The sequence below is a fragment of the Serratia sp. DFXYC6 genome, from assembly GCF_057196085.1.
This window is the reverse complement of record NZ_JBXUNV010000001.1, coordinates 418,464-434,446: the sequence shown is the minus strand read 5'-3', so window position 1 is coordinate 434,446 and position 15,983 is coordinate 418,464. Positions and strand designations below refer to the sequence as shown.

The window sequence follows — 15,983 nt, the reverse complement described above, 5'->3', positions numbered from 1 at the left end:
GATAAAAAAAGCCCGGCACGCAATGGCCGGGCTTGGTCCTGTTCCGCGCCGATCACTTGGTCAGCGCGATGATGCCAAGGGTCAGACCGGCAACCGCCGCCGCGCCGCCGGCGATCGCGCCCGCGGTTTCCCAGTTATCCTGAGTGGTACCCTTCATGCAGGTGTTGGTGTGCACCAGACGCCCCTGGTCATCATAGACCGGCACGCAGGGAGAATCGGTGGCGCATCCGGCCAACACGGCCGACAGTAACCCAACCGCAATTAACTTTTTCATACTTCTTGCCTCAATGTTCGATCACTTTAGAAAGCTACGCCGAGCGATAATCATGCTACCAGGCTATTGTATGCCCAACGCGTGTAATGGCGAGGTAATGATGTGTCAGGGGATGTGATTTGGGAAAACTCCGAGCGCCCGTCAAATGGGCTTAGGGCAGTAAAAAGCCCGCGAAAACGCGGGCTTGATGGCGAGGTGAAGCTCAGGCGGAATTATTTCGCCAGTTTGCGCATCACCAGGGTGGCGTTGGTGCCGCCGAAGCCGAAGCTGTTGGACATCACGGTGGTCAGCTCGCGCTGAGTCGGCTGAGTCACGATGTTCATGCCGACCGCCTGTTCATCCAGGGTTTCGATGTTGATGCTCGGCGCGATAAAGCCGTGCTCCAGCATCAGCAGGCTGTAGATCGCTTCCTGCACGCCCGCGGCGCCCAGCGAGTGGCCGGTCATCGCCTTGGTGGAGGAGATGGCCGGGGTATTGTCGCCAAACACTTCACGAATGGCGCCCAGCTCTTTCACGTCGCCTACCGGCGTAGAGGTGCCGTGCACGTTGATGTAATCGATCGGCGCATCCAGATCCTGCATCGCCATCTTCATGCAGCGCACTGCGCCTTCGCCCGAAGGGGCAACCATGTCGGCGCCGTCGGAAGTCGCGCCGTAGCCGACGATTTCCGCATAGATGTGCGCGCCGCGCGCCAGCGCGTGCTCCAGCTCTTCAACCACCACCATGCCGCCGCCGCCGGCGATGACGAAACCGTCACGATCGGCGTCATAGGTGCGAGAGGCTTTTTCCGGCGTGTCGTTGTATTTGGTGGACAGCGCACCCATCGCGTCGAACTCGCAGGCCATTTCCCAGCACAGCTCTTCGCCGCCGCCGGCGAACACGATGTCCTGTTTGCCCAGCTGGATTTGCTCAACCGCGTTACCGATGCAGTGTGCGGAGGTCGCGCAAGCGGAGCTGATGGAGTAGTTCACGCCGTGGATTTTGAATGGCGTCGCCAGGCAGGCGGAAACGCCGGAAGCCATGGCTTTGGTGACCACGTATGGGCCAACCGCTTTCAAGCCACGCGGGCTGCGCATCGCATCGGCGCCGAACACCTGGAAGCGCGGAGAACCGCCGCCGGAACCGGCGATCAGGCCCACGCGCGGGTTGTTTTGATACTCTTCTTCCTTCAAACCGGAAGAAGCGATCGCTTCTTGCATCGCCAGGAAGGCATAAATGGAAGCGTCGCTCATGAAACGCACCGCCTTGCGGTCGATCAGGCCGGTAGTGTCGAGCTTAACTTGCCCCCATACGTGACTACGCATGCCGGAATCTTTCAGCTCCTGGGAGAAAGTGATCCCAGAACGTCCTTCCTGCAGGCTTGCCAGGACCTCCTGCTGGTTATTACCAATGCTGGAGACAACTCCCAGGCCAGTAATCACTGCACGTTTCATTCAATACCTCTTCCACTATTTACCTACGGGATTTTGCATCGCACTTTAGCGTACAGATGTAAGCCGAACAAGTCCGATCAGCGTTTTTCAGCTTTATTGTCGTCCAGTTTGCGCCGGGGCGCCAGCGCCGTTAGAATTCGCGGCATCCCTTGAATTTCGAGCCATTGACCGTGAACCACGCCCCCATCCAAACCGCAACGCTAACCTGGAACGAACAGGGTACACCTGTTTCGAAACAGTTTGATGACGTCTATTTTTCCAATCAGGATGGGCTGGAAGAAACCCGCTACGTCTTCCTGCACGGCAATCGGCTGCCGCAACGTTTCGCCGCCCATCCGCGCTCGCTGTTTGTCGTGGCGGAAACCGGGTTCGGCACCGGGCTCAATTTCCTCACGCTGTGGCAGGCCTTCGCCGGCTTCCGCCAGGCCGAGCCGGACGCGACGCTGCAGCGCCTGCACTTTATCAGCTTCGAAAAATTTCCCCTGCAGCAGGCTGACCTGGCGGCGGCGCATGCGCGCTGGCCGGAGCTGGCGCCTTACGCCGACGAACTGCGCGCCCAATGGCCGCTGCCGTTGCCGGGGTGCCATCGCCTGCTGTTGGCCGAAGGCCGCATTACGCTCGATCTGTGGTTCGGCGACGTCAACGATCTGCTGCCGCAGTTTGACGCCAGCATGAATAACCAGGTGGATGCCTGGTTCCTCGACGGCTTCGCACCGGCAAAAAATCTCGACATGTGGACCGATCAACTGTTCGTCGCCATGGCGCGTTTCGCCCGGCCGGGAGGCAGCTTCGCCACCTTTACCGCCGCCGGCTTCGTGCGTCGCGGCTTGCAACAGGCCGGTTTTCAGGTCAACCGCTGCAAAGGCTTCGGCCAAAAGCGTGAGATGCTCGCCGGCGAACTCCCGGCCGATGCGCAGCCCGCCGCACATCCGGCGCCCTGGTATCGACGCCCGGCGGCGGACAACACCGCCGACGTCGCCCTGATCGGCGGCGGCGTCGCCAGCGCGCTCACTGCGCTGGCCCTGCTGCGGCGCGGCGCCACCGTCACGCTGTACTGCGCCGACGAACAGGCGGCGGAGGGGGCATCCGGCAACCGCCAGGGCGCGATTTATCCTTTGCTGAACGGCAGCGGCGACGCGCTGGAGAGTTTCTTCAGCGCCGCGTTTCCCTTCGCCCGTCGCCAGTACGACGCCCTGTTGCAACAAGGCGTCGCCTTTGATCACCAGTGGTGCGGCGTCAGCCAGTTGGCCTATGACGACAAAAGCGGCGCCAAGATCGCCAATATGCTGAAAACCGACTGGCCGCAGGCCTTGGCGACGGCGGCCGACCGCGAGACGCTCAGCGATCGGTGCGGCGTCGATACCGGCTTTGGCGGCATCACCTACCCGCTAGGCGGCTGGCTGTGCCCGGCCGAGCTGACGCGCGGCGCTATCGCGCTGGCGCAGCGTCAGGGCTTGGTCTGCCACTACCGGCACGATGCACAGAGGCTGACGCAGGAAGAAAACGGCTGGCGCATCGATTTCGCCCACGGCGAAAGCCGCAGCCATGCGACGGTGATCCTGGCCAACGGCCACCGGCTGGCCGAACTGGCGCCGACGGAAGCCCTGCCGCTGTATTCGGTACGCGGGCAGGTGTCGCATATCCCAAGCTCGCCGGCCCTCGGTCAATTGAAACAGGTCTTGTGTTACGACGGCTACCTGACGCCGGTTAATGCCAACAACGGCCAGCACTGCATCGGCGCCAGCTATCAGCGCGGCGACATCGCCACCGACTACCGCGAGCAGGAGCAACAGGAAAACCGTGAACGCCTGCTGCGCTGCCTGCCGGAACAGGCCTGGCCGCAGCAGGTGGACGTCAGCGCTCAGCAGGCGCGCTGCGGCGTGCGCAGCGCCACCCGCGATCATTTGCCGATGGTCGGCGCGCTGCCGGACTATCAGGCCACGTTGACGCAGTATCAGGATTTGCAGCGGCAGAACCAGCGCGGCGAAACCGTCGCCGATGCGCCGGTCTATCCCGGCCTGTTCGCTATCGGTGGGTTGGGATCGCGCGGGCTATGTTCGGCGCCGTTGGCGGCGGAAATTCTGGCGGCGCAGCTGTTCGGCGAACCGTTACCGGGCGACGCGCGTCTGCTGGCGGCGTTAAATCCGAATCGAATGTGGGTGCGGAAATTGCTGAAAGGCCGTGCGGTTTAATCAACCTTGAGGGGCGCGGCGACGCGCCCCGGCATGACGATCAGGCGGCAGGGGTTGCAGCCTGATAGAGGTTTTCCCACATGCCGCGCACCAGGATCTGATCCGGCGGCGAGAGTTCCCCGGCGGCGATCGCTTTGTGCAGGCTCTCCTCCACCCGCGCTTTCAGCGCTGCGGCGGTGTGTTCGCCCTGCTCTTCCGCTTCGGCCACCGCCAGCGTCAGATGACCGCGCAGGTAGCCACCGGCAAACAGTTCATCATCGCTGGCGTGCTCTACCATGTCATCAATCAGCGCCAAAATGCGCGCTTCAAATTCTGCGATCATCAAATTTCCTCATTAAATAACGGGCTGTGGCGTCAGTTGAGATCTTCCGGATACGGAAAATGCTCGGCCGCCAACGGTGGCGTATTGTAGAACGATTGCAGCGCCTGAATAAAGCGCGCAGGCCTTGTGGGTATTCCCTGCTCCAGCAGCGCCAATACCCGGGCGCGCACCTTGCGTTGGAACGCAATGCGATCCGGCTCGCAGTCGCCGTTCAGGTTGTCGCAGCTGACGTTGAACGGGAAACCGGCCGCCACGCAGAACATCCATTCCAGTGCCTGCGGTTTGATCTCCACGGCTTCGAATTCGCTCTGGGTCTGCGCGTCGCGCCCGTCCGGGCAATACCAATAACCGAAGTCCACCAATTGACGGCGCGCTTCACCGGCGATGCACCAGTGCGAGATTTCGTGCAGGCCGCTGGCGTAGAAGCCGTGGGCGAACACGATGCGGTGATACGGCAGTTCGTCGTCGGCCGGCAGGTAAATGGGTTCGTCGTCGCCCTTCACCAGGCGGGTGTTGTAGTCATCGCTGAAGCACCGATTGAAGATCGCGATCAACTGCTCATAGTGATGACGGGTCTGTGTGTCTGACATAAAAATTCTATAACCACAAAAATAAAGAGGCCATTATATCCGATAAGACAGGGCGCGTAAGCAGCGCACCCTCTTCATCTTTAACCGTGCAAGAAGGCGGACAGCCACTGCTGAATCTCTGCGCCGTGATTGTCGTAAAGCAGCTTGAGGCTCATCACCAGCGAGACGATCACGATCATCGGCCGAATCAGTTTCTGCCCGCGAGTCAGCACCATGTGCGCGCCCAAACGCGCCCCCAGCACCTGCCCCACCAGCATCACCAGACCGATGCTCCACACCACCTTGCCGCCGATGATGAACAGCGCCAGCCCGCCGACGTTGGAGGTAAAGTTCAGCACCTTGGCGTGCGCCGTGGACTTGGCGAGGTTGAAACCGCACAGCGTCACATAGGCCAGCGCGTAGAATGAGCCGGCGCCGGGGCCGAAGAAGCCGTCGTAAAACCCGACGCAGCCGCCGGCCACCAGCCCGAACGGCAAGGCGCCGAGGCGGCGTTGACGATCTTCCTCACCCAGGCGCGGCATCAGCAGGAAGTAGAGACCGATGCCGATCACCAGCAGCGGCAACATCTGCCGCAGCACATCGGCGCGCATATGCTGCACCAGAATGGCGCCGGCGATCGAGCCGATCAGCGTCAGAAAAATCGTCAGCTTCTGGTCGTTGAGGTTCACCGCTCGCCGACGAATGAAGTACAGACTGGCGGAGAAGGAGCCGCCGACCGACTGCAGCTTATTGGTCGCCAGCGCCTGCGCCGGAGGAACCCCCACTGCCAGCAAGGCCGGCACCGTCAGTAATCCGCCGCCGCCGGCGATAGAGTCGATAAACCCCGCCAGCAGCGCTACCGCAAACAACACCCCGAGCATCTCGGGGCCAATGACGAACCAGTCCATGAGTTATTCCGCTGAGAAATGGTGATCCAGCAATGCCTGACAGGTCGGCGGCAACGGCGGCGGCACGGATTTGCCCGGCTTCGCGTTAGGCTGATGCGGCACGAACCAGCTCGCCAGTTCGGCGCCGCAGCCATCGCCCGGCGGCGGCGTATCCTGCTCCTGGCACTCCAGGCTGCCGGCCGGGCAACGCAGGCGCACGTGCATGTGCGCACGGTGGCCGAACCACGGCCGCACCTTGTGCAACCAGGCGCGATCGGCGCCGGCGTCCAGACACAGACGCTGCTTGATCGCCGGGTTGACGAAGATACGCGTCACCTCCGCATCCTGCGCCGCCAGCTTGATCAGCGACTCAATTTGCGGTTGCCATTGGTTCGCCACCACCTGCTTGCCGTCGCCCGACACCAGGTCGATCGGCTGCGGCTTGAGCAATTGCTGCGCGCTCCAGCGTTGGCGCGGCAGCTGCAGCCAGATGTCGACGTCGAGCCCAGACTGGTGGCTGGCGTGGCCGCTGCTGAAGCGCCCGCCGGCCGGCATCGCCATATCGCCGATCAGCACCGTGCCCAGCGCTTTCTGGTTCGCTTTGCTGCTGAGGCGCTGTATGAACGCCAGCAGATCCGGGTGGCCGAAATAGCGGCGCTGGTCGGTACGCATCACCTGGTAGTTCGGTGAGTTCAGCGGCAACGGCTGCGCGCCGATGACGCAGCCGTTGGCGAAACCGCCCACCGCCTGCGGCGCGCCGGCCACCGGATGATCGATTTTCTGCCACGGCGTCAGCGCCATGGCAGAGGCGGAGGCCGTCAGGGCCACCAGGCCCAACATCCAGTTTTTCATGGCGATTACCAGCGCGGTACGTCGGAAACCACATCACCGTTTTGCGCGCGCTGGCGCAGCAGGTGATCCATCAACACGATCGCCATCATCGCTTCGGCGATCGGCACGGCGCGGATGCCCACGCACGGATCGTGGCGACCACGGGTGACCATTTCCACCGCTTCGCCCTGGCGATTGATGGTGCGCCCCGGCACCATAATGCTGGAGGTCGGCTTCAGCGCCAGATGCGCGATCACCGGTTGGCCGCTGCTGATGCCGCCGAGAATGCCGCCGGCATGGTTGCTCTGGAAGCCTTCCGGGGTGATTTCATCGCGGTTTTCGCTGCCGCGTTTGGTCACCACGGCGAACCCGTCGCCGATCTCCACGCCTTTCACCGCGTTGATGCTCATCAGCGCGTGCGCCAGATCGGCATCGAGGCGGTCAAACACCGGCTCACCCAGGCCAACCGGCACGTTTTCAGCAATCACGCTGACCTTGGCGCCGATGGAGTCACCCTCTTTTTTCAGCGCGCGCATCAGTTCGTCCAGCGCTTCCAGCTTGTCCGGATCCGGGCAGAAGAACGGGTTCTGTTCGACCTGATCCCAGTCTTTCAGCTCGCAGGTCACGTCGCCGATCTGCGCCAGATAGCCGCGCACCTGCACGCCGAACTTCTGCTGCAGGTATTTCTTGGCGATAGCACCCGCCGCGACGCGCATGGCGGTTTCACGCGCCGAAGAGCGGCCGCCGCCGCGATAGTCGCGCAGACCGTATTTCTGTTCGTAGGTGTAGTCGGCATGCCCGGGACGGAACACGTCTTTGATGGCGCTGTAGTCTTGCGAGCGCTGATCGGTGTTTTCAATGATCAGACCGATGCTGGTGCCGGTGGTCACGCCTTCGAATACGCCGGAGAGAATGCGCACCTGATCCGGTTCACGGCGCTGGGTGGTGTAACGCGAGGTGCCCGGACGACGGCGGTCCAGATCGTGTTGCAAATCGGCTTCGGTGAGCGGGATGCCGGGCGGCACGCCGTCGACGATACAACCCAGCGCCACCCCGTGAGATTCACCGAAGGTGGTGACGCGGAAAATCTGCCCAATACTGTTTCCTGCCATCACGGCTCCTTACCGTTAGTCTTTTATCGTTATGCGGCCCGCCATGCGGGCCTTGGAAATGCGGCTTAGCTGCGATAGAGGCTGAAGTGATCCTTGCAATCCACCAGCTGCTGCTTGGTCAGCATGAACACGCCGTCGCCGCCGTTTTCGAATTCCAGCCAGGTGAACGGGATGTCCGGATATTGTTCCATCAGATGTACCATGCTGTTGCCCACTTCACAAATCAGCACGCCGTCGTCGGTCAGGTAGTCCGGCGCGCACGCCAGGATGCGGCGCACCAGCTTCAGGCCGTCGCTGCCCGCCGCCAGCCCCAGTTCCGGCTCAAAGCGGAACTCCTGCGGCAGATCCGACATGTCTTCCGCATCGACGTAAGGCGGGTTGGTGACGATCAGATCGTACTGGATCGCGGGAACGTCGCGGAACAGATCGGAACGGATCGGGATCACCTGATGTTCGACGCCGTGCGCCTGAATATTGCGCTCGGTTACCGCCAGCACTTCGCTGGAGATGTCCACCGCGTCCACTTCCGCTTCCGGGAAAGCGTAGCCGCAGGCGATGGCGATGCAGCCGCTGCCGGTGCACATGTCGAGGATATGGCGCGGCGGGTGCGGGATCAGCGCGCTGAAACGATCGTTGATCAGCTCGCCGATCGGTGAACGCGGCACCAGCACGCGCTCGTCGACGTAAAATTCCATGCCGCAGAACCAGGCCTTGTTGGTCAGATAGGCGACCGGGATGCGTTCGTTGACGCGGCGGATCACGCGCTCAACGATGCGATGGCGCTCGCTGGAAGTCAGACGGGCGATGTGCATGTCCTCCGGAATGTCCAACGGCAGGAACAGGCTTGGCAGCACCAATTGCACCGCTTCGTCCCACGGATTATCGGTTCCGTGACCATAATAGATATTGGCGGCGTTGAAGCGGCTTACCGTCCAGCGCAGCATATCTTGAATGGTGTGCAGTTCGTTCACTGCTTCGTCGACGAAAATTTTGTCCAATTTGCCCTCCGGCAGGCGCTGTGTTTCATGATTTAGCCGCATAGTTTGCCATGAAGCCCGCGACAAATCACGCTTGCCCCTCGCGCTTTTCACTCTGGCCCGAGTTTTGCGTCGACAGCGCTCATTCACAAGGTAAACTAGCGAAATAAACGATTTCCGGTGAATGAAGCATGAAGAACAAGCCCCCTCTGAGCAAAGACGAACAACAGCTCTTCAGAGAGTCGGTGGCGGGCGCGAAAAAGCTGCGCCAGGACACCATCGTCCACCGCCCGCCGAAGCCCAAGGTCAAACAGATTGCGCCGCAGCGATTGCTGCAGGAGCAGGTCGATGCCAGCTATTATTTTTCAGATGAATACCAGCCGCAGCTGGAAGAGGAAGGTCCGACGCGCTACGTGCGCCCCGGCAGCAGCCCGTATGAGCTGAAGAAGCTGCGGCGCGGCGATTATTCGCCGGAGCTGTTTCTCGATTTGCACGGCCTGACCCAGCTGCAGGCCAAGCAGGAGCTGGGGGCGCTGATCGCCGCCTGCAAACGCGAGCACGTGCACTGCGCCTGCGTGATGCATGGGCACGGCAAGCATATCCTCAAGCAGCAAACGCCGCTGTGGCTGGCGCAGCACCCCGACGTGCTGGCGTTCCACCAGGCGCCGAAGGAATGGGGTGGCAACGCCGCCATCCTGCTGCTGGTGGAGCTGGCCGAGTAACCCCCCACAGAAACGACTCAGGGCGATGTCAGACATCGCCCTGAGTTTATTCCGCACCGCATCCGCGGTTCACACTTTGGCCATCACCTGTGATGGGCTGACCTGCCATTCAAACTTGCCGTAGCTGCCGTCCGCCGGCAGATCGACGTTGGCGATCGCCGAGGTCGCGAACATCGGCGGGCACTCGCCCGGGCACAGTTCGGCCACCAGATACCCCACCAGCGGCAGGTGCGACACGATCAGCACCGAGCTCACCCCTTGCATCGCCAGCGCCTGCAGATAGCTGCCGACCTGTTCGGCGTTGCCGCCCGGCGTCAGCTCGGGCAGCACTTCTTCGCCCTCCGGCAGCGTCAAGGCTTCACGCACCGTCGCCAGCGTCTGTTCGGCCCGCAGATAGGGGCTGACCAGCACGCGTTCAATATCCACAGACTTGGTGTTCAACCAGGCCGCCATCTGACGGGACTCGTCGCGGCCGCACAGGGTAAGGGGCCTTACCGCATCGCTGGCTGCCTCGAGCGCCGCCTCTCCGTGACGCATAATCAAAACTTGCATATTGCACCGCTGTTGTTGACAAAGTAACGCTATACAGAAACGCCGTGCGTGCTGTACCGCCGAGTTTTCCAACCCAAAGCCAAAGCTTTAAAACGATAACGCGCCGTCTCTTTATGGCGGCCGGGCATTTTGCCTGAAAGTTTGCCTAAAGAAAACGCTGTTTTTTACAGCAACCCTCCCCGGGCAAACCTCGATTGCTCACAGAACAATCAATTCAACGGGTTAAATTTTAACCTTGCCGCCATGAAATTTATTGATGGCGGTCAAGCTAACTTACCGCTGCCTCAGCCTTGCTGTACAGCCTCACCGGCTGACGCTGTCGCAAGGAGTGATGGCGATCACAACGCGACCCTGTTGCAACTATAGTGCAAATCGGGCCGCCCTGCGTTCAGCTCCCCAGCGGGTAAAAGCGTTCGCCCTGCTGCGCCATGCGCTGCAAGCGCTCGCACGGCGCGAAGTGCTCGCCGTGCTGCTGGCGCAGGTAGTCCAGCGTCTTCACCACTTTCTCGGCGCCGAGCTCGTCCATATAGCGGAACGGGCCGCCGAGGAACGGCGGGAAACCGATGCCGAACACCGCACCGATATCGCCGTCGCGCGCGCTGCGGATCACGCCTTCATCCAGGCAGCGCGCCGCTTCGTTCAGCATCATCATCACGCAGCGCTGGGCGACGGTCGCCGGCAGCATGTGCGCCTTCGGCGTGACGCCGAGCAACGTATACAATGAGGTATCCGCGCGCTTACGCCGCTGACGCTGCTGCCCTTCGCTCGGGTAGAGATAGAAGCCGCGGCCGTTCTTGCGCCCTTTGCGCCCGTCTTTCAGCACCGCATCGAACGCGGCCGGCGCGGCGAAACGCGGCCCCAGCGCCTCGACCAGCACGGGAATGATTTTGGTGCCGACGTCGATGCCCACTTCATCCAGCAGGGTGATAGGGCCGACCGGGAAGCCGAAGTCCACCAGCGCTTTGTCCAGCGATTCAATGGGCTCGCCTTCCAGCAGGCAGCGCGCCGCTTCGTTGATGTACGGCGCCAGGATGCGGTTGACATAAAAACCGGCGCTGTCGCCCACCACGATGGCGGTCTTGCCCTGCTTGTGCGCCAGCGCTACGGTGGTGGCGATGGTTTGTTCGCTGGTGCCGGCGTGCGGGATCACTTCCACCAGCGGCATTTTATCCACCGGGCTGAAGTAGTGCAGACCGATCACCTGCTGCGGCCGCTGGGCCTGTTCGGCGATGTGGCCGATAGGCAGCGAAGAGGTGTTGGAGGCGAACACGGTATGCGGCGCGCAGTTCGCTTCGACCTCAGCCACCATTTTCTGCTTCAGCGCCAGATCCTCAAACACCGCCTCGACCACGATATCCACCTGCTCGAAGCCGGTGTAATCGGTGGAGCCGGAGATCAGCATCATCTGCTTTTGCCGCTCCGCCGGGCGCATGCGCTTGCTGCGTACCCGTTTGCCGAGCACGTCCCAGCTGTATTTCAGCGCATGATTGATGCCGGTTTCATTGATGTCTTTGATGCGCACCGGCAAACCGCCGCGCGTGGCGGTGACACAGGCGATGCCGCCGCCCATCAGGCCGCCGCCGAGAATGCCGACGCGATGCAGGGCATGCGGCTGAGCATTGCCGCCCCGCTCTTTTTTCAGCGCGGTGGAGGCGAAGAACAGGCTGCGCAACGCCGCCGACTGCGGCGTCATCGCCAGCTCGCCAAAGGCGCGCGCTTCGGCCTCATAGCCGCTGGCGCTGCCGTGATCCAGCCCGGTGCGCACCACCTGAATAATGCGCTCCGCCGCCGGGTAGTTACCGTGGGTTTTCGCCAACGTTTTCTTGCGCACGATGCTGAACAGCAGATTTCTGCCCAACGGGCCATTGAGCAGGCGATCCTGCCACGGCAGCTCGCGCTGATGTTTCCAGCCCTGTTTCACCCGCTCGATGGCGGTCTGCAACAGGATCGATTGCGGCACGGCGTCGTCCACCAGCCCCATGCGCAGCGCCTGGCGGGCGCGAATGTGCTTGCCGGTCAGGATCATGTCCAGCGCCTTGGCGGCGCCTATCAGGCGCGGCAGGCGCTGAGTGCCGCCAGAGCCCGGCAGCAGGCCCAGCTGCACTTCCGGCAGACCGAGCGCGGTTTTGTCATCCAGCGAACAGACGCGGCCGTGGCAGGCCAGCGCCAATTCCAGCCCGCCGCCCAGGCAGGCGCCGTGGATGGCCGCTACCACCGGCACCGGGAAAGCGGCGATCTGCGCCAGCGTGCTCTGCCCTTTCTTGGCCAGCGTTTCCGCCTCTTTGGCGCTGGTGCAGGCGGCGATCATGGTGATGTCGGCGCCGGCGATAAACGAGTCCGGCTTGCCGGAAACGATCACCAGCCCTTCCAGTGCAGTGTGCTGCTGCGCCCGGATCAGCGCGTCGTTCACCTGTTCGACGAACTCGGCCTTGAGCGTATTGACCTTGTCGCCCGGCACGTCGATGGTGATCACCCCGATGTTGTCGGGGCGGATCGTCAGTTGAAAGGCCGACGGTTTGGCGCGCTGTTCATGCAATGCGTTTTCGAAACTCATTATTCCACCTCCACGATCATCGCGGCCCCTAACCCGCCGGCGGCGCAGGCGGTGGTCAGGCCCAGCCCGCCGCCGCGGCGTTTCAGCTCACGCAGCGTCTGGGTGATCATGCGCGCGCCGGTGGCGGCGAACGGGTGGCCATAGGCGATGGAACCGCCCAGGACGTTGAATTTGTCCATGTCCACCTCGCCGATCGCCTGGCTGCGGCCAAGCTTCTCACGGGCGAACGCTTCGCTGGCGAACATCTTCAGGTTAGCCAGCGTTTGCGCGGCGAAAGCTTCATGCATATCGATGAGCGTCAGATCGGCCAGACCGATGCCGGCGCGATCCAGCGCCAGCGGCGTGGCGTAGGAAGGCCCCAGCAGCATGTCTTCCCACACGTCGATGGCGGCGAAAGCGAAACTGCGCAGATAGCCGAGCGGCTGCAGGCCCAGCTCTTTGGCGCGCGATTCGCTCATCATCAGTACCGCCGCCGCGCCGTCGGTCAACGGCGTGCTGTTGGCCGCAGTGACGCTGCCGTGTTTGCGATCGAACGCCGGTTTCAGCTTGGCGTAGGACGCCAGGCTGGAGTCTTTACGGATGTTGTTGTCTTCGGAAAGCTGCGCGCGGTATGGCGGCACGTAGGCGGTCATCACCTCATCGCGCAGCCACCCCTCCCGCCAGGCCTTGGCCGCCAGCTCGTGGGAACGGTGCGCCAGCGCATCTTGCGCTTCACGGGTGATGCCGTGGCTTTTCGCCATCTGTTCGGCGGTATCGCCCATGCGCAGGCCGGTGGAATACTCCGCCACCGCCGGCGGCACCGGCATCAGATCGCGGAATTTCAGCCGGCTGAACAATTTGAGGCGCTGCGACAGCGTGCGCGCCTTGTTGACGTCCACCAACGTGCGCGCCAACGCCTTGCTGACGCCGATCGGCAAGACGGAAGAAGAGTCCGCCCCGCCGGCGATGCCGACGCTGATGCTGCCGGCCATGATGCTCTCCGCCACGTTGGCGATCGCCTGGAAGCTGGTGGCGCAGGCGCGCGACACGCTGTAGGCGTCGGTATGGACGCTCATGCCGGTGCCCAGCACGATTTCACGCGCGATGTTCGGCGCCTCGGGCATTTGCACCACCTGGCCGAACACCAACTGCTCGATAAGCTGCGGATCGATACCGCTGCGCGCCAACAGCTCGCTCACCGCCGTTTTCCCTAAATCCACCGCCGGAATGCCGTGATAGGCGGTCGCCTGTTTGGCAAAGGGGGTACGCAGTCCATTCACAATCGCAATGCGGTCACCATGACGGGTCACCAACGGCAGTGCCTTACTCATAAATGCTCCTGAAGAAAATAACGTCAGCGCAATGGGCAGAAAGAGGTCTGACCTGATGAGGTCATTGTTAACCAAACGGTTACATTTGGCAAACCGGCAGAGATCAAAACTGCGAGCAGGCGCACTTTCTATCGGGAGGGGGTACGGGAAAGGAAATCCCCGGCGCACAACAGGCGGCGCCGGGGGTAAAGTCGGGATTAACGCAGGCCGAGCTGGAAGATCAGAGTTTCCGCCTGGCAGGCGAAGGTGAAATCGGCCTCCAATTGCACGCCGCCGTCAACCGGTTTAATGCTACTGCTGATGTCACAAGGGTCGGATTCGACCGCGCGCGCCTTTTCGCTCAGGGCCGCCAACATCGCCTCCGCATCGTGTTTATTACTGAACACCTGGCTGTAGGATGCGGTGCAATCGGTGTTATCCATCACGGTGCCGACATCCACGCAGCAACACGCGGCGGTTTCCTGGGCGCTGCATTTATTAATTGCATCTGACATGATTGGTTCTCCTCAAGGGCCTCGGTTATCAGCCCAAATTGCCGTTTCACTCACCGGCACAAAGCCACAAAATTCTGCAGGTATTTTACGCTTCCGCGCCGGCAATCACTAGCACTTACTTTTACTGGGTGTTTTAAGTGATGGAAATCACAAATAAAAATGAGCGACTGCTAAGGAATGGTAAGAATTTTGTTATTTACCGCTGGCTTTTTGTTAAGCAGATCTCTTTTTTGATATCAGGTTGGAAATATTTCAAAAACAAACTTGCAACATTTTCACAGGTCAGACCTATACTTCAGCCACTGGTCTGATTTGTCTGAACGATAACGGACCCTACAATCCCGCGCTCCTTGTTACTTCGTGTAACAATAGTTTAAATAATAAACACATAATGAGGTTTTGGTCATGAGCCAGAAAAACCTATTGACTAAATCAGCTCTCGCAGCTGCAGTGGCAATTATTTCTTCAAACGTGTCTGCCGCAGGATTCCAGCTGAATGAGTTCTCATCAGCTGGTTTAGGACGTTCGTATTCTGGCGAAGGCGCCATGGCGGATACGGCGGCCTCCGCAAGCCGCAACCCGGCGTTGCTGATGATGTATACCCGCCCGGAACTCTCTTTCGGCGCAGTCTTCATCGATCCGGACGTCGATATCAGTGGCCAATCCCCTTCCGGCGCCAGTCTGGATGCGAAAAACATCGCGCCGACCGCCTGGGTGCCGAACCTGCATTATGTTCACCCGATTAACGATCAATTCGCCGTAGGCGGCTCGGTCACCAGCAACTTCGGTTTGGCGACCGAATACAACGACGGTTACGCGGCGGGTTCCATGGGCGGCAAAACCGACCTGGAAACCTTGAACCTTAACCTGAGCGGCGCTTATCGCCTGAACAAGAACTTCAGCTTCGGTCTGGGCTTTGACGCCGTTTATGCCAAGGCCAAACTCGAGCGCTATGCCGGCGATCTGCCAAAACTGATCGCCGGATCGGGCCAGTTACCGCCGCAGTTGGCCGGCCCGGTTTCGCAGATCCCGGCAGATACCCAGATTTCGCACCTGAAAGGCGACGAATGGGGCTTCGGCTGGAACGCCGGTATTCTGTACGAAGTGGATGAAAACAACCGTTACGGCTTCACCTATCGCTCAGAAGTGAAAATCGACTTTGACGGCGATTACAAAAGCAGCCTGCCTTCAGCCTTCAACCCGTTGCTGGCCTCTAAAGGTCTGCCGTGGGGCACCAACGGCACCACCATTCCGGGTTCTCTGAGCCTGCACCTGCCGGAAATGTGGGAACTGTCCGGCTACAACAAAGTGGCGCCGCAGTGGGCTATCCACTACAGCCTGGCCTACACCAGCTGGAGCCAGTTCCAGGAGCTGAAAGCCACCGGCAACAACGGCCAGACGCTGTTCCAGAAGCATGAAGGCTTCAAAGACGCTTACCGCATCGCGCTGGGCACCACCTACTTCTACGACGATAACTGGACCTTCCGTACCGGTATCGCCTTCGATGACAGCCCGGTGCCTGCCCAAAACCGTTCGATCTCCATTCCGGATCAGGACCGTTTCTGGCTGAGTGCCGGTACCACCTATGCGTTCAACAAAGACGCCTCGGTTGACGTCGGCGTGTCCTACATGCACGGCCAGAAAGTCACCATCAATGAAGGTCCTTACACCTTCACCTCCGAAGGCAAGGCCTGGCTGTACGGCGCCAACTTCAACTACCGCTTCTAATCTCGCCTGAGATGGATGCCAAAGCG

15 protein-coding genes are annotated in these 15,983 nt (G+C 61.3%); 3 read left to right on the top strand and 12 right to left on the bottom strand.

Annotation, left to right across the window (positions count from 1 at the left end):
* Positions 1-52: 52 nt before the first annotated feature.
* The gene (locus AC2CGQ_RS02230) at positions 53-274 is read right to left on the bottom strand and encodes a putative periplasmic lipoprotein (RefSeq protein ID WP_004936201.1); all 222 of its coding nucleotides are present in this window, start codon (positions 272-274) and stop codon (positions 53-55) included.
* A gap of 212 nt (positions 275-486) precedes the next feature.
* Complete coding sequence (gene fabB, locus AC2CGQ_RS02225; protein ID WP_004936203.1) at positions 487-1,707, bottom strand: beta-ketoacyl-ACP synthase I; 1,221 nt, start codon at positions 1,705-1,707, stop codon at positions 487-489.
* 170 nt (positions 1,708-1,877) lie between these two features.
* Here fabB and mnmC point away from each other — a divergent pair, with 170 nt between their 5' ends.
* Entirely contained in the window at positions 1,878-3,899 is a 2,022-nt protein-coding gene (gene mnmC, locus AC2CGQ_RS02220; protein ID WP_484593445.1) for a bifunctional tRNA (5-methylaminomethyl-2-thiouridine)(34)-methyltransferase MnmC2/FAD-dependent 5-carboxymethylaminomethyl-2-thiouridine(34) oxidoreductase MnmC1, read from the top strand.
* Between the two features lie 40 nt (positions 3,900-3,939).
* On the opposite strand, the gene AC2CGQ_RS02215 is transcribed toward mnmC, so the two are convergent.
* The 6 genes from AC2CGQ_RS02215 to prmB all read right to left on the bottom strand — a co-directional run bounded on the left by AC2CGQ_RS02215 (position 3,940) and on the right by prmB (position 8,618).
* Positions 3,940-4,221: a YfcL family protein gene (locus tag AC2CGQ_RS02215; RefSeq protein ID WP_004936209.1), complete on the bottom strand. Its 282-nt coding sequence runs from the start codon at positions 4,219-4,221 to the stop codon at positions 3,940-3,942.
* 32 nt (positions 4,222-4,253) lie between these two features.
* Positions 4,254-4,811 carry an elongation factor P hydroxylase gene (locus AC2CGQ_RS02210; RefSeq protein WP_015378615.1) on the bottom strand — a complete coding sequence of 186 codons (558 nt, stop codon included), beginning with the start codon at positions 4,809-4,811 and terminating at the stop codon, positions 4,254-4,256.
* An 80-nt stretch (positions 4,812-4,891) separates the two neighbouring features.
* Positions 4,892-5,698 (bottom strand): sulfite exporter TauE/SafE family protein, encoded by an 807-nt coding sequence (locus tag AC2CGQ_RS02205; protein ID WP_015378616.1) that lies wholly within the window; start codon positions 5,696-5,698, stop codon positions 4,892-4,894.
* Positions 5,699-5,701: 3 nt separating this feature from the next.
* Positions 5,702-6,529, bottom strand: coding sequence for a penicillin-insensitive murein endopeptidase (mepA, locus tag AC2CGQ_RS02200; RefSeq protein ID WP_088381817.1), 828 nt, complete (start codon positions 6,527-6,529; stop codon positions 5,702-5,704).
* 5 nt (positions 6,530-6,534) lie between these two features.
* Positions 6,535-7,620, bottom strand: coding sequence for a chorismate synthase (gene aroC / locus AC2CGQ_RS02195; RefSeq protein WP_004936219.1), 1,086 nt, complete (start codon positions 7,618-7,620; stop codon positions 6,535-6,537).
* 65 nt (positions 7,621-7,685) lie between these two features.
* On the bottom strand, positions 7,686-8,618 hold the full coding sequence (gene prmB / locus AC2CGQ_RS02190; protein WP_484593444.1) for a 50S ribosomal protein L3 N(5)-glutamine methyltransferase: 933 nt from the start codon (positions 8,616-8,618) through the stop codon (positions 7,686-7,688).
* A gap of 170 nt (positions 8,619-8,788) precedes the next feature.
* Between prmB and smrB the strand changes: the two genes are divergently transcribed.
* A complete protein-coding gene (gene smrB / locus AC2CGQ_RS02185; protein ID WP_004936226.1) occupies positions 8,789-9,319 on the top strand; it encodes an endonuclease SmrB in 531 nt (176 codons plus the stop codon).
* 69 nt (positions 9,320-9,388) lie between these two features.
* Here smrB and sixA read toward each other — a convergent pair whose 3' ends face one another.
* The 4 genes from sixA to AC2CGQ_RS02165 form a co-directional block, all read right to left on the bottom strand.
* Positions 9,389-9,871 (bottom strand): phosphohistidine phosphatase SixA, encoded by a 483-nt coding sequence (sixA, locus tag AC2CGQ_RS02180; RefSeq protein WP_004936230.1) that lies wholly within the window; start codon positions 9,869-9,871, stop codon positions 9,389-9,391.
* Positions 9,872-10,259: 388 nt separating this feature from the next.
* Entirely contained in the window at positions 10,260-12,425 is a 2,166-nt protein-coding gene (fadJ, locus tag AC2CGQ_RS02175) for a fatty acid oxidation complex subunit alpha FadJ (RefSeq protein ID WP_176326407.1), read from the bottom strand.
* Positions 12,425-13,735: an acetyl-CoA C-acyltransferase FadI gene (gene fadI / locus AC2CGQ_RS02170; protein WP_004936237.1), complete on the bottom strand. Its 1,311-nt coding sequence runs from the start codon at positions 13,733-13,735 to the stop codon at positions 12,425-12,427. The genes fadJ and fadI overlap by 1 nt, the downstream gene beginning before the upstream one ends.
* A 197-nt stretch (positions 13,736-13,932) precedes the next feature.
* Positions 13,933-14,229, bottom strand: coding sequence for a YfcZ/YiiS family protein (locus tag AC2CGQ_RS02165; RefSeq protein ID WP_176326406.1), 297 nt, complete (start codon positions 14,227-14,229; stop codon positions 13,933-13,935).
* A gap of 405 nt (positions 14,230-14,634) precedes the next feature.
* Between AC2CGQ_RS02165 and fadL the strand changes: the two genes are divergently transcribed.
* Positions 14,635-15,957: a long-chain fatty acid transporter FadL gene (fadL, locus tag AC2CGQ_RS02160; protein WP_033632473.1), complete on the top strand. Its 1,323-nt coding sequence runs from the start codon at positions 14,635-14,637 to the stop codon at positions 15,955-15,957.
* The last annotated feature ends 26 nt before the right edge of the window (positions 15,958-15,983 follow it).

Bases quoted from the DNA above. Each gene is read 5' to 3' on its own strand.
- AC2CGQ_RS02230 (WP_004936201.1), bottom strand. From the start codon at position 274: ATGAAAAAGTTAATTGCGGTTGGGTTACTGTCGGCCGTGTTGGCCGGA.
- fabB (WP_004936203.1), bottom strand. From the start codon at position 1,707: ATGAAACGTGCAGTGATTACTGGCCTGGGAGTTGTCTCCAGCATTGGT.
- AC2CGQ_RS02215 (WP_004936209.1), bottom strand. From the start codon at position 4,221: ATGATCGCAGAATTTGAAGCGCGCATTTTGGCGCTGATTGATGACATG.
- AC2CGQ_RS02210 (WP_015378615.1), bottom strand. From the start codon at position 4,811: ATGTCAGACACACAGACCCGTCATCACTATGAGCAGTTGATCGCGATC.
- AC2CGQ_RS02205 (WP_015378616.1), bottom strand. From the start codon at position 5,698: ATGGACTGGTTCGTCATTGGCCCCGAGATGCTCGGGGTGTTGTTTGCG.
- mepA (WP_088381817.1), bottom strand. From the start codon at position 6,529: ATGAAAAACTGGATGTTGGGCCTGGTGGCCCTGACGGCCTCCGCCTCT.
- aroC (WP_004936219.1), bottom strand. From the start codon at position 7,620: ATGGCAGGAAACAGTATTGGGCAGATTTTCCGCGTCACCACCTTCGGT.
- smrB (WP_004936226.1), top strand. From the start codon at position 8,789: ATGAAGAACAAGCCCCCTCTGAGCAAAGACGAACAACAGCTCTTCAGA.
- sixA (WP_004936230.1), bottom strand. From the start codon at position 9,871: ATGCAAGTTTTGATTATGCGTCACGGAGAGGCGGCGCTCGAGGCAGCC.
- fadJ (WP_176326407.1), bottom strand. From the start codon at position 12,425: ATGAGTTTCGAAAACGCATTGCATGAACAGCGCGCCAAACCGTCGGCC.
- fadI (WP_004936237.1), bottom strand. From the start codon at position 13,735: ATGAGTAAGGCACTGCCGTTGGTGACCCGTCATGGTGACCGCATTGCG.
- AC2CGQ_RS02165 (WP_176326406.1), bottom strand. From the start codon at position 14,229: ATGTCAGATGCAATTAATAAATGCAGCGCCCAGGAAACCGCCGCGTGT.
- fadL (WP_033632473.1), top strand. From the start codon at position 14,635: ATGAGCCAGAAAAACCTATTGACTAAATCAGCTCTCGCAGCTGCAGTG.